Origin of the sequence: Pantoea sp. MBLJ3 (genome assembly GCF_000816655.1) — a bacterium.
GTDB lineage: Bacteria > Pseudomonadota > Gammaproteobacteria > Enterobacterales > Enterobacteriaceae > Pantoea > Pantoea eucalypti.
This window is the reverse complement of record NZ_JSUT01000005.1, coordinates 793191-810116: the sequence shown is the minus strand read 5'-3', so window position 1 is coordinate 810116 and position 16926 is coordinate 793191. Positions and strand designations below refer to the sequence as shown.

Annotated in this window: 14 protein-coding genes; 3 read left to right on the top strand and 11 right to left on the bottom strand. The window is 55.9% G+C overall.

All coding sequences use genetic code 11. The features are described from left to right. Positions 1-74 precede the first annotated feature (74 nt). From argS to NP77_RS10105, 3 genes are all read left to right on the top strand, one after another. Entirely contained in the window at positions 75-1805 is a 1731-nt protein-coding gene (argS, locus tag NP77_RS10115) for an arginine--tRNA ligase (protein WP_033743091.1), read from the top strand. A gap of 90 nt (positions 1806-1895) precedes the next feature. Further along, positions 1896-2837, top strand: coding sequence for a LysR family transcriptional regulator (locus NP77_RS10110; protein ID WP_039660032.1), 942 nt, complete (start codon positions 1896-1898; stop codon positions 2835-2837). Positions 2838-3007: 170 nt separating this feature from the next. Then, positions 3008-4006 (top strand): aldo/keto reductase, encoded by a 999-nt coding sequence (locus NP77_RS10105; RefSeq protein WP_039660030.1) that lies wholly within the window; start codon positions 3008-3010, stop codon positions 4004-4006. A 140-nt stretch (positions 4007-4146) separates the two neighbouring features. Here NP77_RS10105 and NP77_RS10100 read toward each other — a convergent pair whose 3' ends face one another. From NP77_RS10100 to cheW, 11 genes are all read right to left on the bottom strand, one after another. Continuing rightward, the gene (locus NP77_RS10100) at positions 4147-4539 is read right to left on the bottom strand and encodes a flagellar protein FlhE (protein ID WP_039660028.1); all 393 of its coding nucleotides are present in this window, start codon (positions 4537-4539) and stop codon (positions 4147-4149) included. Continuing rightward, a complete protein-coding gene (gene flhA / locus NP77_RS10095; protein WP_003849166.1) occupies positions 4539-6632 on the bottom strand; it encodes a flagellar biosynthesis protein FlhA in 2094 nt (697 codons plus the stop codon). The genes NP77_RS10100 and flhA overlap by 1 nt, the downstream gene beginning before the upstream one ends. After that, positions 6625-7773 (bottom strand): flagellar biosynthesis protein FlhB, encoded by a 1149-nt coding sequence (gene flhB / locus NP77_RS10090; RefSeq protein ID WP_003849164.1) that lies wholly within the window; start codon positions 7771-7773, stop codon positions 6625-6627. Before flhB ends, flhA begins: the two co-directional genes overlap by 8 nt. A gap of 188 nt (positions 7774-7961) precedes the next feature. Beyond that, entirely contained in the window at positions 7962-8603 is a 642-nt protein-coding gene (cheZ, locus tag NP77_RS10085; protein ID WP_003849160.1) for a protein phosphatase CheZ, read from the bottom strand. A gap of 9 nt (positions 8604-8612) precedes the next feature. Next, complete coding sequence (cheY, locus tag NP77_RS10080) at positions 8613-9002, bottom strand: chemotaxis response regulator CheY (RefSeq protein ID WP_003849158.1); 390 nt, start codon at positions 9000-9002, stop codon at positions 8613-8615. 39 nt (positions 9003-9041) lie between these two features. Then, complete coding sequence (locus NP77_RS10075; RefSeq protein ID WP_003849155.1) at positions 9042-10091, bottom strand: chemotaxis response regulator protein-glutamate methylesterase; 1050 nt, start codon at positions 10089-10091, stop codon at positions 9042-9044. Then, the gene (gene cheR, locus NP77_RS10070) at positions 10091-10963 is read right to left on the bottom strand and encodes a protein-glutamate O-methyltransferase CheR (protein WP_003849153.1); all 873 of its coding nucleotides are present in this window, start codon (positions 10961-10963) and stop codon (positions 10091-10093) included. Before cheR ends, NP77_RS10075 begins: the two co-directional genes overlap by 1 nt. An 80-nt stretch (positions 10964-11043) precedes the next feature. Further along, positions 11044-12720 carry a methyl-accepting chemotaxis protein gene (locus NP77_RS10065; protein WP_039660025.1) on the bottom strand — a complete coding sequence of 559 codons (1677 nt, stop codon included), beginning with the start codon at positions 12718-12720 and terminating at the stop codon, positions 11044-11046. Between the two features lie 105 nt (positions 12721-12825). Further along, positions 12826-14388, bottom strand: a complete 1563-nt coding sequence (locus NP77_RS10060) for a methyl-accepting chemotaxis protein (RefSeq protein WP_039660023.1) — start codon at positions 14386-14388, stop codon at positions 12826-12828. 193 nt (positions 14389-14581) lie between these two features. Continuing rightward, positions 14582-16255 carry a methyl-accepting chemotaxis protein gene (locus NP77_RS10055; protein WP_039660021.1) on the bottom strand — a complete coding sequence of 558 codons (1674 nt, stop codon included), beginning with the start codon at positions 16253-16255 and terminating at the stop codon, positions 14582-14584. A 162-nt stretch (positions 16256-16417) separates the two neighbouring features. Next, positions 16418-16915, bottom strand: a complete 498-nt coding sequence (cheW, locus tag NP77_RS10050; protein WP_003849145.1) for a chemotaxis protein CheW — start codon at positions 16913-16915, stop codon at positions 16418-16420. Positions 16916-16926: the final 11 nt, after the last annotated feature.

Genomic DNA, 16926 nt, shown 5'->3' with positions numbered 1-16926 from the left:
CGATGTGCTCAGGCAAGATGATGACAGCCCGGTTTAGCAGTCCAGGGCGTTGTTCAGCTTATGAAGGTAACTCGGTGAATATTCAGGCACTTCTTTCCGCAAAAGTCAGTCAGGCAATGGTTTTAGCCGGCGCACCCGCCGATTGCGAACCACAGGTTCGTCAGTCTGCACGGGTTCAGTTTGGAGACTATCAGGCCAACGGCATTATGGCCGTGGCGAAAAAGCTGGGACAGGCACCGCGACAATTAGCGGAAGCGGTGATTCAGCACCTCGACCTGACCGGCATCGCCAGCAAGGTTGAAATTGCCGGGCCGGGTTTCATTAATATTTTCCTTGACCACAACTGGCTGGCAACACACGCCCGTCAGGCACTTAGCCTGCCGCGTCTTGGCGTGCAGCTGGCTGAGCCGCAGACCATCGTGGTCGACTATTCCGCCCCTAATGTTGCAAAAGAGATGCACGTCGGTCACGTCCGCTCCACCATCATTGGTGATGCGGCGGTGCGTACGCTGGAGTTTCTCGGCCATAACGTTATCCGCGCTAACCACGTTGGCGACTGGGGTACGCAGTTCGGCATGTTGATCGCGTTCCTTGAAAAGCAGCAGAATGAAGATCACGCAGAGATGGCGCTGGCCGACCTCGAAGGCTTCTACCGTGAAGCAAAACGCACTTATGATGAAGATCCTGAGTTTGCCGAGCGTGCACGCAGCTATGTCGTGAAACTTCAGGGTGGCGATGAATATTGCCGCCAGATGTGGAAGAAGCTGGTCGACATCACCATGAGTCAGAACCAGAAAATCTACGACCGCATGAACGTGACGCTGACGCGCAACGATGTCATGGGTGAAAGTCTTTATAACGACATGCTGCCCGGCATTGTTTCCGACCTGAAACAGAAAGGCTTAGCGGTCGAGAGCGAAGGCGCAACCGTGGTGTTCCTGGATGAATTCCAGAACAAAGAGGGTGAGCCGATGGGCGTCATCATCCAGAAAAAGGATGGTGGCTACCTCTACACCACCACGGACATCGCCTGTGCGAAATATCGTTATGAAACGCTGAAAGCCAATCGCGTACTCTATTACATCGATTCACGTCAGCATCAGCATCTGGTGCAGGCATGGACGATTGTCCGTAAAGCGGGTTATGTGCCGGAGTCTGTGCCGCTGGAGCACCATGCATTCGGCATGATGCTGGGCAAAGATGGACGACCATTTAAAACACGTAGCGGCGGTACTATTAAACTCTCTGATCTGCTGGATGAAGCCTATCAGCGTGCCTACTCGCTGGTGCGTGAGAAGAACCCGGAGATGAGCGAAGCGGAAGTGAAAACCCTGGCGGAAGTGGTGGGGATCAGTGCTGTCAAATATGCTGATCTGTCAAAAAGCCGCACCACCGACTACATCTTCGACTGGGATAACATGCTGGCGTTTGAAGGCAATACCGCGCCTTACATGCAGTATGCCTATACCCGTGTGCTTTCCGTGTTCCGTAAAGCGGGCATTAATGCCGATTCGCTGGATGCAGAGATTGTGATCAGTGAAGAGCGCGAAGCACAGCTGGCCACGCGTTTGCTACAGTTCGAAGAGGTCATTACTCAGGTCGCTCGCGACGGCACGCCACATGTGATGTGTGCCTATCTCTACGATCTGGCCGGTCTGTTCTCCGGCTTCTACGAGCACTGCCCGATTCTCAGCGCAGAATCAGACGCAACGCGCCTGAGCCGTCTGCAGCTGGCCGCGCTGACGGCGAAGACGCTGAAGCAGGGTCTGGATACTCTGGGTATCGACACCGTCGAGCGCATGTAACCTGTAAAACGGAGAGGGATTTCCCTCTCCGTTGCTGTTCCCAGTTATCCGCTCTGAACGCCCCCCAAATTTCCGCAGCAGGATGGTGTTATGTCTGTCGCCGCGCACCTTATCAGCAGTCATCTTCCCACCATAAAGCAATTGCAGTGCTTTCTGGCTGTTGCGCACGAGCTTAATTTTCGCCGGGCCGCAGAACGCCTCAGCATGACGCAGCCGCCGCTCACCCGTCAGGTTCAAAGCCTGGAAGATCTGCTCGGTCAGCCGCTGTTCAGCCGTACGACTCATGAGGTGATGCTCACCGATGCTGGCCGTGCGCTGGTTGCAAAAGCAGAAGCGATTCTTACCGCGCTGAATAGCCTAAAGCAGCCTGCTGCCGTGCGACCACGTATCGGACTGACCCGCACGCTCAACTTTGAATTAATGGCACCGCTTAACCGGCAGCTCGCCAGTTTCCATGCCAGCGATGAAATGGAGATGCCCAGCCTGACCTCCGCTCAACTGCTGCAAAGCCTGGCCAAAAACAGCCTGGATTTAATTCTCACTGGCGAAAAAGGTCCTGAAGCGGAAACCCTGGTTCAGTACACCTGGGTTTACCGTGAACCGTTGCTGCTCGCTATGCCGTCAACGCACCCTGCCAGTCTGGCAGGAGAAAAGGTCGCACTGGAGGCGCTGGCCGACCTGCCGCTGTTCTGGTTTGCGCGCAGTGCCAATCCGCAGTTTTACGATAAATGCGAACGCTACTTTGCGACGCTCAGCGTCACGTTAAAACGAATAAGAGAGCCGGATGACTCTCTGCTGATGCTGTCGCACATTGCCAGAGGCAAAGGATTCGCCCTGATGCCGCAGTCAAAATGTACCTTTAACCAGACAGGACTCTGTTATCGCCCGCTGACTGAAAGCGCGGCGCGGCAATTGACGATTGATGTTTATGCGGCCATTCGCGCCAATGAAAAAAATGCGGCAGTGCTGAATGCGCTGAGCGTGCTTTCACAGTCGGCTGATCACGACGCTCACCCGCATTCATCGGACTGAGTCGCCGCCCTCTTACGTCGCGCTGCCTGTGGCTGATGATGCGCGGTTCCGCCCGCTCCTGTGTTGTCCCCGGTCTTACCTTTCCTGATACCTTTTTTGCATGACGAAAAGAGCAATTCATTGCCTTCACGCGGGGTGAAACAATCGCCTTTCACTCACGAGGAGAAACAATGAAAAAGCGAACCTTAAGTCAGGGTCTGGATGTCAGCGCCATAGGCTATGGCGCAATGGGGCTGAGCGAATTTTACGGTCACTCCGACGACCGCCAGTCTCTCCAGCTGCTTAGCCAGCTGCGCGACCTGGATATCACCTTCATTGATACCGCCGATCTTTACGGACGTGGCCACAATGAGCAGCTGATCGGTGAGTTTCTTGCCGGGATGAGCAAGGCTGAACGCCTGACGTTCACCGTCGCCACCAAATGTGGTATCGAGCGTCCGGCAGATGAGGCTTATGCCCGTACCATTAACAATAAGCCGGACTACATTACCCGCAGCTGCCATGCCTCCCTGAAACGATTGGGCGTCGAGCGTATTGATCTCTTTTATCTGCATCGTATCAGCCCGGCAACACCGATTGAGGAGAGCATGCAGTGTCTGAGCCGCCTGGTAAAAGAGGGGAAAATTGCCCGGATTGGATTGTGTGAAGCGTCGGCTGCCACGCTGAATCGGGCGCACGCCATCCATCCGCTGGCCGCGCTGCAGACGGAATATTCTCTGTGGACGCGTGACATTGAAGAAGACATCCTGCCAGCGGTGAAACAGCTCGGTATCGGTCTGGTGCCCTATTCCCCGCTGGGCAGAGGTTTTCTGACCGGGAAATACCGCCAGAACAGTGATTTTGCCGGGGATGATTTCCGCAAAAATAACGCGCGTTTCCAGCAGGAGAATATCGATCACAACCTGCAGCTGGTAAATGCGATTACGCCGCTGGCGGAGAAATATCACGCCACCACCGGGCAGATTGCGCTGGCCTGGCTCCTGGCCCAGTATGAAAGAATTGTGCCGATACCGGGCACCAGGCAGATCGCTTATCTTAATGAAAACGCGCAGGCCGCGGATATTCAGCTGGAAGAGAACGATCTCCTGTTGCTGAATGCACTTCACCGGCAAATAGAAGTTAAAGGGGGGCGTTACTCGGAAGAGGGAATGAAAGGCGTTAATGCCTGAATTCTGACCTTTGCGTCGGTGCCTGATGTATCGGCTGAGAGTCAGTGCGTTAATTGTTGCTCTGTAAACGACGCAACAGCCGATGCACATATCTGGTGTGCATCGGCGTGTCCCGCGCAGGCATCAACGTTGCTGATTCATTATTCATAATTGACCATCACTTCACTGCTGACCACCCGTAATCCGGGTGGAAGCGCCCCGCTGCCCGCAAAACCAAACACCATGTGCAATGTCTCACCGGCATTCAGATGCGCCAGCCCGCGCGTGGTGCCGCTGGCACCTTCAAGCGACGTGCAACGTTGTTCACCGCACAGCCGCACTTCCAGGCCAGAGGGCGCCGGCCTGCTCAGCTCATAACGCCAGTTAATGATGCTGACTTCCCCACCGACGCCGGCGGGTGGCGTCAGCGGCTGCGCTCGTTGCCAGCTGCCACGGTTCGCCAGTAGCGGCCCGTTAGCCGAGGCACTCCAGGCCCCTCCAGCCGCATGAGCCATCAGTGGCATCATTAACAATGCCATGATCAGTCTGCGCATTATTTGCCTCCAATGGTGGCAGTCATACGGATCTGACGGTTATCGCTCAGCTCCAGGTTTGAGAGCACCACCAGCTGTGGCAGATTGCGGCGCAGGAATCGCGCCAGCAGTGCACGCAGCGGATGATTGACCAGCAGCACCGGCGGTGCCCCCAGCATCTCCTGGCGCTGCAATGCCGCCTGTGCCTGACTCAACAGCCGATCGGCCAGACCCGGCTCCAGTCCGCCACCACCCTGCAACGCCTGCAACAGCAGACGCTCCAGCGTTGAATCCAGCCCGATAACCTGCACTTCGTCATTACCCGGGAACCACTGTTGCGTAATCGCACGGCCCAGCGCCACACGGACCACGCTGGTCAGCTCCTGGGGATCGCTCTGCACCGGCGCGTGTTCCGCCAGGGTTTCGATGATGGTGCGCATATCGCGAATCGACACCCGCTCCACCAGCAGGTTCTGCAGCACCTTGTGCAGCGTGGTGAGTGAAATCACGCCTGGCACCAGATCTTCGGTCAGTTTCGGCATCTCCTGGGTTACGCGATCCAGCAGTTGCTGCGCTTCCTGACGGCCAAACAGCTCGCTGGCGAACTGGCCGATCAGATGGTTGAGATGGGTTGCTACGACGGTACTGGCCTCGACGACTGTAAAGCCCTGAATCTGCGCCTGCTCTTTGAGTGCGCTATCAATCCAGACCGCTGCCAGACCAAAGGCGGGATCGACGGTCGCTTCACCAGGCAGACTTCCGGCAGCCGTGCCCGGGTTAATCGCCATCCAGCGGCCAGGATAGGCATCACCGCTACCAATCTCTACCCCTTTCATCAGGATGCGATAGCGCGCAGGCGGCAGCTCCATGTTGTCACGGATATGCACCACCGGCGGCAGGAAACCAACATCCTGAGCAACTTTCTTACGAATACTGCGGATACGTCCCAGCAGTTCACCGTTTTGCTGATGATCGACCATCGGAATCAGGCGATAGCCCACTTCCATGCCCAGGGTATCTTCCAGCTGCACATCGGTCCAGGACGCTTCGGTGGCGGCTGGCGTGTCGGCTGGTTTGTTGCTGATGCTGCCTGCAACGTCCACTTTCTTCTTCGGCTGTGCTTCGCGACCACGCAACCACCAGGCCAGACCCAGTAAGGCGGCGGTGAACAGCAGGAAAACAAAGTTAGGCATGCCAGGCACCAGACCCAGTAAGCCAATCACCCCGGCGCTGAGCATCAGTACGCGGGGATCTTTGAACAGCTGAGTGACCATCTGCTCACCGACATCCTGATCGGTGGCAACGCGCGTCACGATAACACCGGCAGCAGTGGAGATAACCAGCGCCGGGATCTGCGCGACCAGTCCATCACCGATGGTCAGCAGCGTATAGGTCTCTGCGGCATGACCCGCATCCATACCGTGCTGCACCACGCCCACCAGCAGGCCGCCGATGACGTTGATGACCATGATCATGATACCGGCGATGGCATCACCACGAACGAACTTACTCGCACCGTCCATCGAACCGTAGAAGTCGGCTTCCTGGGTCACTTCTGCACGGCGGCGTTTGGCATCATCTTCACCGATCAGACCGGCGTTGAGGTCGGCATCGATTGCCATCTGCTTACCGGGCATGCCGTCCAGCACAAAGCGCGCACCCACTTCCGCGATACGACCGGCACCCTTGGTGATAACCATAAAGTTGATGATCACGAGGATGATAAACACCACGATACCGATGGCGAAGTTACCGCCCACCAGGAAGTGACCGAACGCTTCAACCACCTGTCCGGCCGCAGCGGCACCAGTGTGCCCTTCCATCAGGATGATACGGGTTGACGCAACGTTCAGCGCCAGACGCAACAATGTTGAGAAGAGCAGAATGGTCGGGAACGCCGCAAATTCCAGAGTCCGCTGGGTGAACATCGCCACCAGCAGGACCATGATCGACAGCGCAATGTTAAAGGTGAACAGCAGATCGAGGATAAACGGCGGCAATGGCAGAACCATCATCGACAGGATCATCAGGATCAGTACCGGCCCGGCCAGTACCTGCCACTGCATATCTTTAAAGCCCGGTAGACGTAGCTTTACGGCCAGGTTATTAGCCATCGTTTTTGCTCTCTCCTGCAAAGTCCATCTCTGCCGGAACCGGCAGGTCTTTTGGTTTGGTTGGAATCAGGCCGCCTTCGCGCTTCCAGCGACGCGACTGCCAGACCCACGCCAGCACCTCGGCCACGGCAGCATACAGCGCGCCAGGGATGTGCTGACCAATTTCGGTATGACGATATAACGCACGCGCCAGCGGCGGTGCTTCCAGAACCGGGATGCGGTGTTCAGCAGCCAGTTCACGAATTCTCAGGGCGATCTCGCCGGCCCCTTTCGCCACAACTTTTGGCGCACTCATCTTTTTCTCGTTGTACTGCAGGGCGACGGAGTAGTGCGTCGGGTTGGTAACGATGACATCGGCTTTTGGCACATCTGCCATCATTCTGCGTCGTGCAGCGGCGCGCATCTGCTGACGGATGCGTCCTTTAACATGCGGGTCGCCTTCCTGCTGCTTATGCTCGTCGCGAATCTCCTGCATCGACATCTTCAGCTTTTTAAAGTGGCTGTAGAGCTGCCAGAAAACGTCATAGCCCACCATCGGTATCAGCCCCAGCATCACCAGCGAGCAGCAGACCGCAATCATCTCCATGCCGTGGATGAGCGCGGTCACCGGTGCTTCGCTGATCAGCCGCAGCATCTCAGGCCAGTGACTCCAGATGTACCACCAGCCCACTGCGCCAACCAGGATAGTCTTGAGGATCCCTTTAAACAGTTCGGTCCAGGCCTGAGCGGCGAACATTCGCTTAAAGCCGGCAATCGGGTTCATCTTTTTCGGATCAAACTTGATCGATTTACCGCTGAAAACGATACCGCCCAGCAGCATAGGGGCGGCAATCGCCACCAGCACCAGACCGCCCATCAGCGGCAGCAGCGCCATCAGTGCCTGCGTGATCAGGCTGCCAATGTGGCTGACGATAATTTTGTCATCTCTGACCATGCCGTGGTCAAAACGAAGTCCGGTGGCGACCATCGCCGCCAGCCGGTGCGCCATCATGTTGCCGCCCATCCACAGGATCATGATGCCGGCCAGCAGCATCAGTACGGATGTCAGTTCGCGCGAACGCGGAATCTGGCCCTCTTCACGCGCTTTCTCAAGTCGGTGGGCCGTGGGCGATTCTGTTTTGTCCTCGTCGCTATCAGACACGACAAACCTCGGTTGGCAGGAATTCTGAGCATAGGATGCCAAATCTGGCTTAAGTCAAAGCGGAGATAAGATGGGAAAAACAGGCGTTCTTTCGGGGATGGATCTGACAATGCAGAACGGGGCCACCGGAAGGTGACCCTGTTTAATATAATATGCCGCTGTTTCGCCCGCACGCGGGCGAACGACGCTTAAAACCCTAAGCTGTCCAGCAGGTCATCAACCTGATCCTGGTTCGCCACCACGCCTGGAGCATCAGCGTGAATCTGCGGTCCGTTCAGCAGGCTGGTGCCTTCCTGACGCTTTTCAGCACTGACTTCTGGCATGTTTTCCAGCAGCACCATTAACAGCTGGCGCTCAATTTCCTGAATCACATCCATCATACGCTTGATCACCTGACCGGTAAGGTCCTGGAAATCCTGCGCCATCATGATTTCAAGCAACTGCTTGTTGGTAAAGGCGGTGTGCTCTGGCACGGCGGTGAGGAATGCGCGCGTATCCGTCACCAACTCCCGCGCATCACCCAGTTCAATTGGGTTCTCAAACCACTCATCCCAACGTCCTTTCAGCTGGGTTGCCCCGGCTTCCATTTTATCCTGATGAGGTTGTGCTGCTTCAACACAGTTCAACGCACGGTCAGCGGCCTGCGCCGTCATCTGCACAACATAATCCAGACGATCGCGGGCATCAGGAATGGCTTCAGCCGCATCGGCAATGGCTTTATCCAGCCCCAGCTCGCGCAGACTGTCGCGCAGCATGCGCGTCAGAGAGCCAATACGTGAAATGATGTCGTGTGCCGCGGCATCCTCAGTTGGTTTCGGAAAGTCGCTCATCACATCCCCTTACATGCCCAGTTTTTCGAAAATTTTACCCAGCTTTTCTTCCAGGGTTGCCGCAGTGAAAGGTTTCACTACATATCCACTGGCACCCGCCTGGGCGGCGGCGATAATGTTCTCTTTCTTGGCTTCCGCAGTGACCATCAACACCGGCAGCGTACTCATTGCCGCGTCAGCACGAATGGTCTGCAGCAGCTGCAGGCCATCCATGTTTGGCATGTTCCAGTCGGAAATCACGAAGTCGAAACCACCCGCTTTCAGTTTGCCGAGGGCATCCACACCATCTTCCGCTTCTTCTACGTTATTGAAGCCAAGCTCTTTCAGCAGGTTACGCACAATACGACGCATCGTATTGAAGTCGTCTACTACCAAAAAGCGCATGTTTTTATCTGCCATATCTACTCCTGAGTTGTCTCGCCCGGCGGGACGGGCCTGTTAAATACGCAATGCCTGTCCGGCGCTAATTTTCGCCAGCATGTGCTGGCTGATGTTGCTTAAATCTACGACTTCGCTCACGCCGCCCGTGGCAATAGCCTCACGCGGCATGCCAAATACCACACAGCTGGCTTCGTTCTGGGCGATGGTCCAGGCGCCTGCCCGGTGCATTTCCAGCATCCCGGCCGCACCATCGTTGCCCATTCCGGTGAGGATGACCCCCACCGCATTTCGTCCGGCGTTAATCGCCACCGATTTGAACAGCACATCCACAGAGGGTTTGTGCCGGTTTACCGGAGGCCCTTCATTCAGTTTCACCACATAGTTGGCACCACTTCGGCCCAGCTCCATGTGCATTGCGCCTGGGGCGATATAGGCGTGGCCTGGCAAAATACGTTCACCATCTTCGGCTTCTTTTACCGTGATCTGACACAGCTTGTTCAGACGCTCGGCAAAGGAGCGGGTAAAGCCTGGCGGCATATGCTGGGTAATCAGCAGTGCCGGGCTGGTTGCCGGTAACGGCTGCAGCACATGGCGAATCGCCTCAGTTCCGCCGGTTGAGGAGCCAATCGCAATCAGCTTCTCACTACTCAGCAGCGGACCCGCTTTCAGTGTCGCCGGCACCGGCATCGCTGTGCGGTTGTGCAGGCGCGCACGGGAAGCCGCACGAATTTTGTCGCCAATCATCTGGCTGTACGCCAGCATCCCTTCGCGGATGCCGAGCTGCGGCTTGGTCACGAAATCCACCGCGCCCAGCTCCAGCGCTCTCAGCGTAATTTCGGAGCCTTTTCCGGTCAGCGATGAAACCATCACCACCGGCATTGGCCGTAACCGCATCAGTTTTTCCAGGAAATCGAGGCCATCCATGCGCGGCATTTCCACATCCAGTGTCAGCACCTGCGGATTGAACTGCTTGATCAAATCGCGGGCGACCAGCGGATCGGGCGCCGTAGCGACCATCTCCATATCCGGATGGCTGTTGATGATCTCTGTCATCAACTGCCGCATCAGCGCAGAGTCATCTACGCACATCACGGTGATTTTGCTCATCATCTTTCCTTCGTCAGTCCATAGACGGTTTGCCCACGCAGCCAGAACTCTTTACTGATCTGACTGAAGTTTTCTGAGTGTCCGGCGAACAGGATGCCGCCCGGTTTTAGCAGTGGGACAAACCGACGCAGAATCTTCTCCTGCGTCTCTTTATCGAAATAGATCATCACATTGCGACAGAAAATAGCGTCGAACTGACCCGGCAGCGCCCAGTCATTCGCCAGCAGGTTAAGCTGCGCGTAAGTGACCATATTGGTCAGCTCGGGACGCGCCCGCACCATACCGGCATGCGGACCGGTTCCGCGCAGGAAGAAACGCTGCATTTGCGCCGGTGACAGCGTGCGCAGCTCTTCCTGGCGGTAAACCCCTGCCACCGCCTTTTCCAGTACCTGAGTATCGATATCGCTGGCATGAACCTGGAACTTGCCAGGTCCTGTGCCCAGCGTTTCCGCCAGCGTCATGGCGATCGAATAAGGCTCTTCACCCGTTGACGCTGCGGTACTCCAGACGCTGAAGTTGCCCTGTCGCTTACGTGCATGCTCCGCCAGAATCGGGAAGTGATGCGCTTCGCGGAAGAACGCGGTCAGGTTGGTCGTCAGCGCATTGATAAAAGCCTGCCACTCGGCACTGTTTGGATCGGACTCCAGCAGCGCCAGGTAGCGACCAAAATCGTCGATATTCAGCGTACGCAGACGACGAACCAGACGGTTGTAAACCATCTCACGCTTGTGGTCGGCCAATACGATGCCGGCACGCTGATAGATCAGCTGGCTGATACGGCGAAAATGCGTATCGGAGAGCGGCAAACGCTGCACCATTTGCGACAGCAGCGTTGTCGTCTCATTTTGATCTAAAATCGTCGATTTTTTCATCTCTGCACCTGGCCCGAACTTTATACATTAACTGTCTGCTGCGATGCCCGGCGCTATAACAGCGACCGGACCACGGGCGTTTAAAAGGTTTCCCAGTTATCGTCGCCGCGTGACGCAGACGAACGACCAACGGCTAACGGTGCATCTAACTGGAGAGTTTTCATCGCCGTTGTCTTGTTAACGGCCTGAGCGACAAATTCTTTACCAATATTGAACACTGAAACCGCTTGTTTTAAGTGACTTGCCTGATCTTCGAGCGCTGCAGCGGCGGCGGCTGACTCTTCAACCAGTGAGGCGTTCTGCTGTGTAACGCGATCCATCTCGGTCACCGCAAGGCCCACCTGGTCAATGCCACGGCTCTGCTCGTCTGACGCGGAGGCGATCTCACCCATGATGTCGGTGACGCGGGTAACCGCGCTGACGATGTTGCTCATGGTGTCACCGGCACTCTCTACCAGCACTGAGCCGGTATTAACGCGGCTAACGGAATCTTCAATCAGCCCTTTAATCTCTTTGGCGGCCTGGGCGCTGCGCTGTGCCAGGCTGCGGACTTCACCCGCCACTACCGCAAAACCACGACCCTGTTCTCCGGCACGCGCGGCTTCAACCGCGGCATTCAGCGCCAGGATGTTGGTCTGGAAAGCAATGCCATCAATCACGCTGGTGATATCGGCAATCTTCTTAGAACTGCCCGCAATCTCTTTCATGGTGGTGACCACGCCATCCACGACTTTGCCGCCCTGCTGCGCGGTTTCTGAGGCAGTCAGCGCCAGCTTCGACGCCTGACGGGCGTTTTCAGCATTCTGTTTCACGGTTGCGGTGAGCTGCTCCATGCTGGCGGCAGTCTGCTCCAGCGAGGCGGCCTGCTGTTCCGTTCGCGAAGAGAGATCGTTATTGCCGATGGAAATTTCGCTGGCGCCGGTATAGATGGCGTCGGAGCCATCACGGACAGTGCGAACGGTACGCACCAGCTCCTGCTGCATGTGCTGCAGTGAAGTCAGCAATTCGCCGATTTCATTTCGTACGTTAATCTCAACCGGCTGGGTCAGATCACCACGTGCAATGTGCTGGATGTGCTCAATGCTCTGACGCAATGGACGGATCAGCACTGAACGCATCACGTTCCACACCAGAACAATCATCAGCAATGTCACAGCCAGCGTGGCAATGACAATGGTGATAGAGCGGCTGTAAGCCTGCTGGTTTGTTTTTACACCCTCCTCTGCAAGCTCTTTGTTGTGCTCAAGCCAGGCGCTGTAATCTTTCTGGAACTTGTCCTGGAAACTTTGCGTAGGCTGATCGACAAAACCTTTGAAGTTACCGGTCGTGAAGAAGACCATCAGTTCTGCCAGGGCATCGTGATAGGCCTTATAGTTCGCCTGTAACGTCAGGACGTTTTCAGCTGTTTTGCCCTTTTCTGACAGGTTATCGTTGAAAATCTGATAGCTGGTTTCGGCCTGTTTCAGCTCCTCGCCCGCCAGGGCGACCAGCTCTTTCACGCTGGCTCCCGACCCCGACATCTGTGCATCCTGCAAAAAACGGATACCGGCGCGGTTAAGGGTGTTACGCGCCTGAACAAGCGAAACCCATGAGGTGCCCATCGCCTGTTGCAACGTATTCAGACGCTGGTTGTAGGCAAAATTCTCTTTATCTGAGCTGACAGTTTTGAAAAACATTCCGCCGGAAAAAAGCTGCAGCAGCGCAAACAGCGCCAGCACACACAGCAGGCCGGAAACGACTCGTACACGACTAAACATACACACCTCATTGGTTGGCGATTCGTGTTTATTTATCGGCGGAGTCAGGGGGAACTTTATGCATGGCAGCAGCTTAAAGCCGCTGCCATGGTGAAAAGCAGAAAATCAGGCGCGGGAAATTTTGAATACGGAGACTGCCTGGGTCAGAACGCTGGCTTGCTGCTCCAGAGCGGCGGCGGCGGCGGCAGACTCCTCAACCAGAGAAGCATTCTGCTGCGTCACGCGATCCATTTCAGTAACGGCCACGCCGACCTGTTCAATACCGCGGCTCTGTTCATCAGACGCTGAGGCGATTTCGCCCATGATGTCGGTAACGCGGGTCACGGCACCCACAATCTCATTCATGGTACTGCCGGCGCTTTCAACCTGCAGTGACCCATCGTTAACGCGAGAGACGGAGTCTTCAATCAGGCCTTTGATCTCTTTGGCGGCCTGGGCGCTACGCTGTGCCAGGCTGCGCACTTCACCCGCCACTACTGCAAAACCACGCCCCTGCTCACCGGCCCGCGCGGCTTCAACGGCGGCATTCAGCGCCAGGATATTAGTCTGGAAGGCGATACCGTCGATCACACTGATGATGTCAGCAATTTTCTTCGAGCTGTCCGCAATCTCTTTCATCGTGGTGACAACGCCATTAACCACTTTCCCGCCCTGCTGTGCGGTTTCGGAGGCGGTCAGCGCCAGTTGCGACGCCTGACGGGCGTTGTCCGCATTCTGCTTCACCGTGGCGGTCAACTGCTCCATGCTGGCGGCAGTCTGTTCCAGTGAGGCGGCCTGCTCTTCGGTGCGTGACGACAGGTCGTTGTTACCGGCGGCGATTTCGCTGGCACCGGTAAAGATGGCATCTGAGCCATCACGGACATTACCCACGGTCATTACCAGAGACTGTTGCATCTCATGGATGCCTGCGGCCAGCTGGCTCATCTCATTGCGTCCCTCAACCACAATAGTCTGTGTCAGATCACCGGAAGCGATAGCACGAATCTGTGCCAGCAGCTGTTGCAGGGGCTGAATCAGCACCTGACGCAGGCCAAACCAGCAGGTAATAATCACCGCCAGTACCGCAACGCCAATGGTGGCCAGCAGCCACATCATCTGGGTGTACGCGTTGTGGTTCTGTTCCATGCCCTTGTCAGAAAGTGCAGTCTGCAGCGCACGCCATTTATTGTAACTCTCCTGCATCGCCACCTGCTTCTGTTCGATGTTCTGTTTGAACATCCCTTCCAGGTCACGTGCCTGCAGACTTTTTACCATCGCTTTCAGGCCGTTTTCATAATTGCCGTAATCAGCTTCAAGCTTGTCCCCCAGCGTCTCGTCAAGACCAGCGGTGGTAGGCAGATGGTAATAGATTTTGAAGTGACGATCGGCCTCTGCTAACTGGTTATTGGCTTTGGTGATAAGTTCATCAAGCTGACCGCCGTTCATCTGCGAAGCCATGCTGGTCTGTAACCGAAGCATGCCGCGGTTCAGCGTGGTACGGCTGTTGTTTAAGGAAATATAAGCATCTGTCATCTCAGTAACATTACGATTAGAGACCTGAGACAGCGCGAAGGAAGCTTTGTCTTTATTCAGTGCTGACCAAAAAAGGCTGCCAGAGACTAACTGGAGCGCGCCAAAGATAACCAGTACTGCGATTAAACTGGTTACCACTTTTATTTTTTTTAACATCTTGTTCCCCTGCAGGTTGATTAAGGTGCAGCGGCTATATCGGCGACCCTTCAGGATTAATTAACGCTTTTTGGCGCTTTCAGGAGAGAAGTGGCTTTTGTAATTATTTTTATCAGCATGAGCTGCTGAGTTTGGCTTTAAGCAGAGGAATAACGGGGAGTGTTGCGCATCCCTCAGGATGCGCAACGGGACATCAGAAGGTTTCCCAGTGGGTATCACTGACGGGGGCCGTCAGGGCTTTGCGGGGGATCTGCGCAACCGTGGCTGGCGCGGCAATCGGCAGATGCTTTGTCAGTGTCTGCTGCACGGTGCCGCGTGTAATGTTGAACACAGACACGGCCTGGCTTAACCGGCTGGCCTGGTCTTCCAGCGAGGCGGCCGCCGCAGCGGATTCCTCCACCAGCGAGGCGTTCTGCTGGGTCACGCGATCCATCTCAGTAACCGCCTGACCGACCTGATCGATGCCGCGACTCTGCTCGTCCGACGCCGAGGCAATTTCACCCATGATGTCGGTGACGCGTGTGACGGCACTGACGATATCGCTCATGGTTTCGCCCGCGGTGCCAACCAGCTGCGAACCGACGTTGACCCGGCTCACGGAGTCATCGATCAATCCTTTGATCTCTTTGGCCGCCTGGGCGCTGCGCTGCGCCAGACTGCGCACTTCACCCGCCACCACAGCAAAACCGCGACCCTGTTCTCCGGCACGCGCCGCTTCAACGGCCGCATTAAGCGCCAGAATATTGGTCTGGAACGCAATCCCGTCAATCACGCTGGTGATATCGGCAATTTTCTTCGAGCTGCCGGCGATTTCGCTCATGGTTTTCACCACGCCAGCCACAACGTTCCCGCCTTTCTCTGCGGTTTCGGAGGCGCTGAGTGCCAGCTGTGACGCCTGGCGGGCGTTTTCGGCATTCTGTTTTACCGTGGCGGTGAGCTGCTCCATGCTGGCTGCCGTCTGCTCAAGGGAGGCCGCCTGCTGTTCTGTGCGGGCGGAGAGATCATTATTCCCGGCAGAGATCTCGCTGGCACCGGTGAAAATCGCATCCGATCCTTCACGTACATTGGTTACGGTGCGCACCAGCGACTGCTGCATATCATGCAGGCTGGCCGCGAGCTGGGTCATTTCATTGCGCCCTTCCACCACGATCGGCTGGGTTAAATCGCCCCGGGCGATATGCTGAATGTGATGAATGCTGCTGTTCAGTGGCGTCATCACGATTTTGCGCAGGCCAAACCAGCACAACACGATCACCGCCACCACGGCAGCCATAATGGTGGAGAGGATCCACATCATACGGGTATAGGCACTGCTGTTTTCTGCCACACCCAGGCTGGTCAGACGACTCTGGTCGGCGCGCCACTCACGGTAGAGCGTCAGAAATGCACTCTGGCTCGGTGCGACCGGGGCTTTAGCGGCCGCGACCATGTCGTTTACCTGCAGCGCGCTCTGCAGGCTGCTCAGCGCGCCCGCATAGTCTCTGAAGCGCTGGTCAAGCTGGCTGCCGAGTTGCTCATCCATTCCTGGGGTTTCTGGCGTCTCTCTGAACGCCTTGTAGAAGCCCGCGGCCGCCTGCTGGAAACGCTGACTCTCTTCAAACAGCGTAGCAACATCCGCCGGTTTGCCTTCAAGTTTACTGGTGGCAAAACGCAGCTGAATGCGGGTCAGCAATACACGGCTCTGGTTAAGACTCATATAGGCATCATTAAGCCCCTGCGTATTTTGCATGGCAAGCTGTGACACGGCGAAGTTTTGCTTATCGTGACTTAATGCGGAGTAAAAGACAGAACCGGAGAAGGCCTGTAACAGCCCGAACACCAGCAACACCAGTAACAGGCTGGTGACAACACGGATTTTCGTTAACATGAGTAACCCTGAACAAAGTAGGTAATTAAAAAGTGACTCAGGGATTATCGGCAGGTGATCGCAGGAAATTAGGGAGGACGTAACTTTATTCTATGAATTTAAAGGGATTATCACATGAAGTAATTATCACGGGCCAGCCATAACTGGCCCGTGAAGATTCGATTACGCGCTACGCAGATTATCAACCAGCGCCATCTCGTCGCTGCTCAGCAGCTTTTCGATGTCGACCAGAATCAGCATGCGATCGCCCAGTGCACCCAGACCGGTCATGTACTCGGTCGACATGGTCACCGCAAACTCCGGTGAAGGTCGGATCTGATCCTGAGTCAGCGACAGCACGTCAGAAACGCCGTCAACCACAATACCAACCACACGATTTTCCAGATTCAGCACGATAACCACAGTGTTTTCATTGTACTCAACATCGGGCTGCGCAAACTTCACGCGCAGATCGATAATGGGCACGATGACACCGCGCAGGTTAGTCACTCCGCGGATAAAATCAGGGGTATTCGCAATACGTGTTACCTGATCGTAACCGCGAATTTCCTGAACTTTGAGGATATCGATGCCGTATTCTTCGTCGCCCAGCGTGAAGACCAGAAACTCCTGACCCACAGTTTCGCCAGCAATTTTTGTCACGGTTGCCATTCCATTCATGTTATTTACCC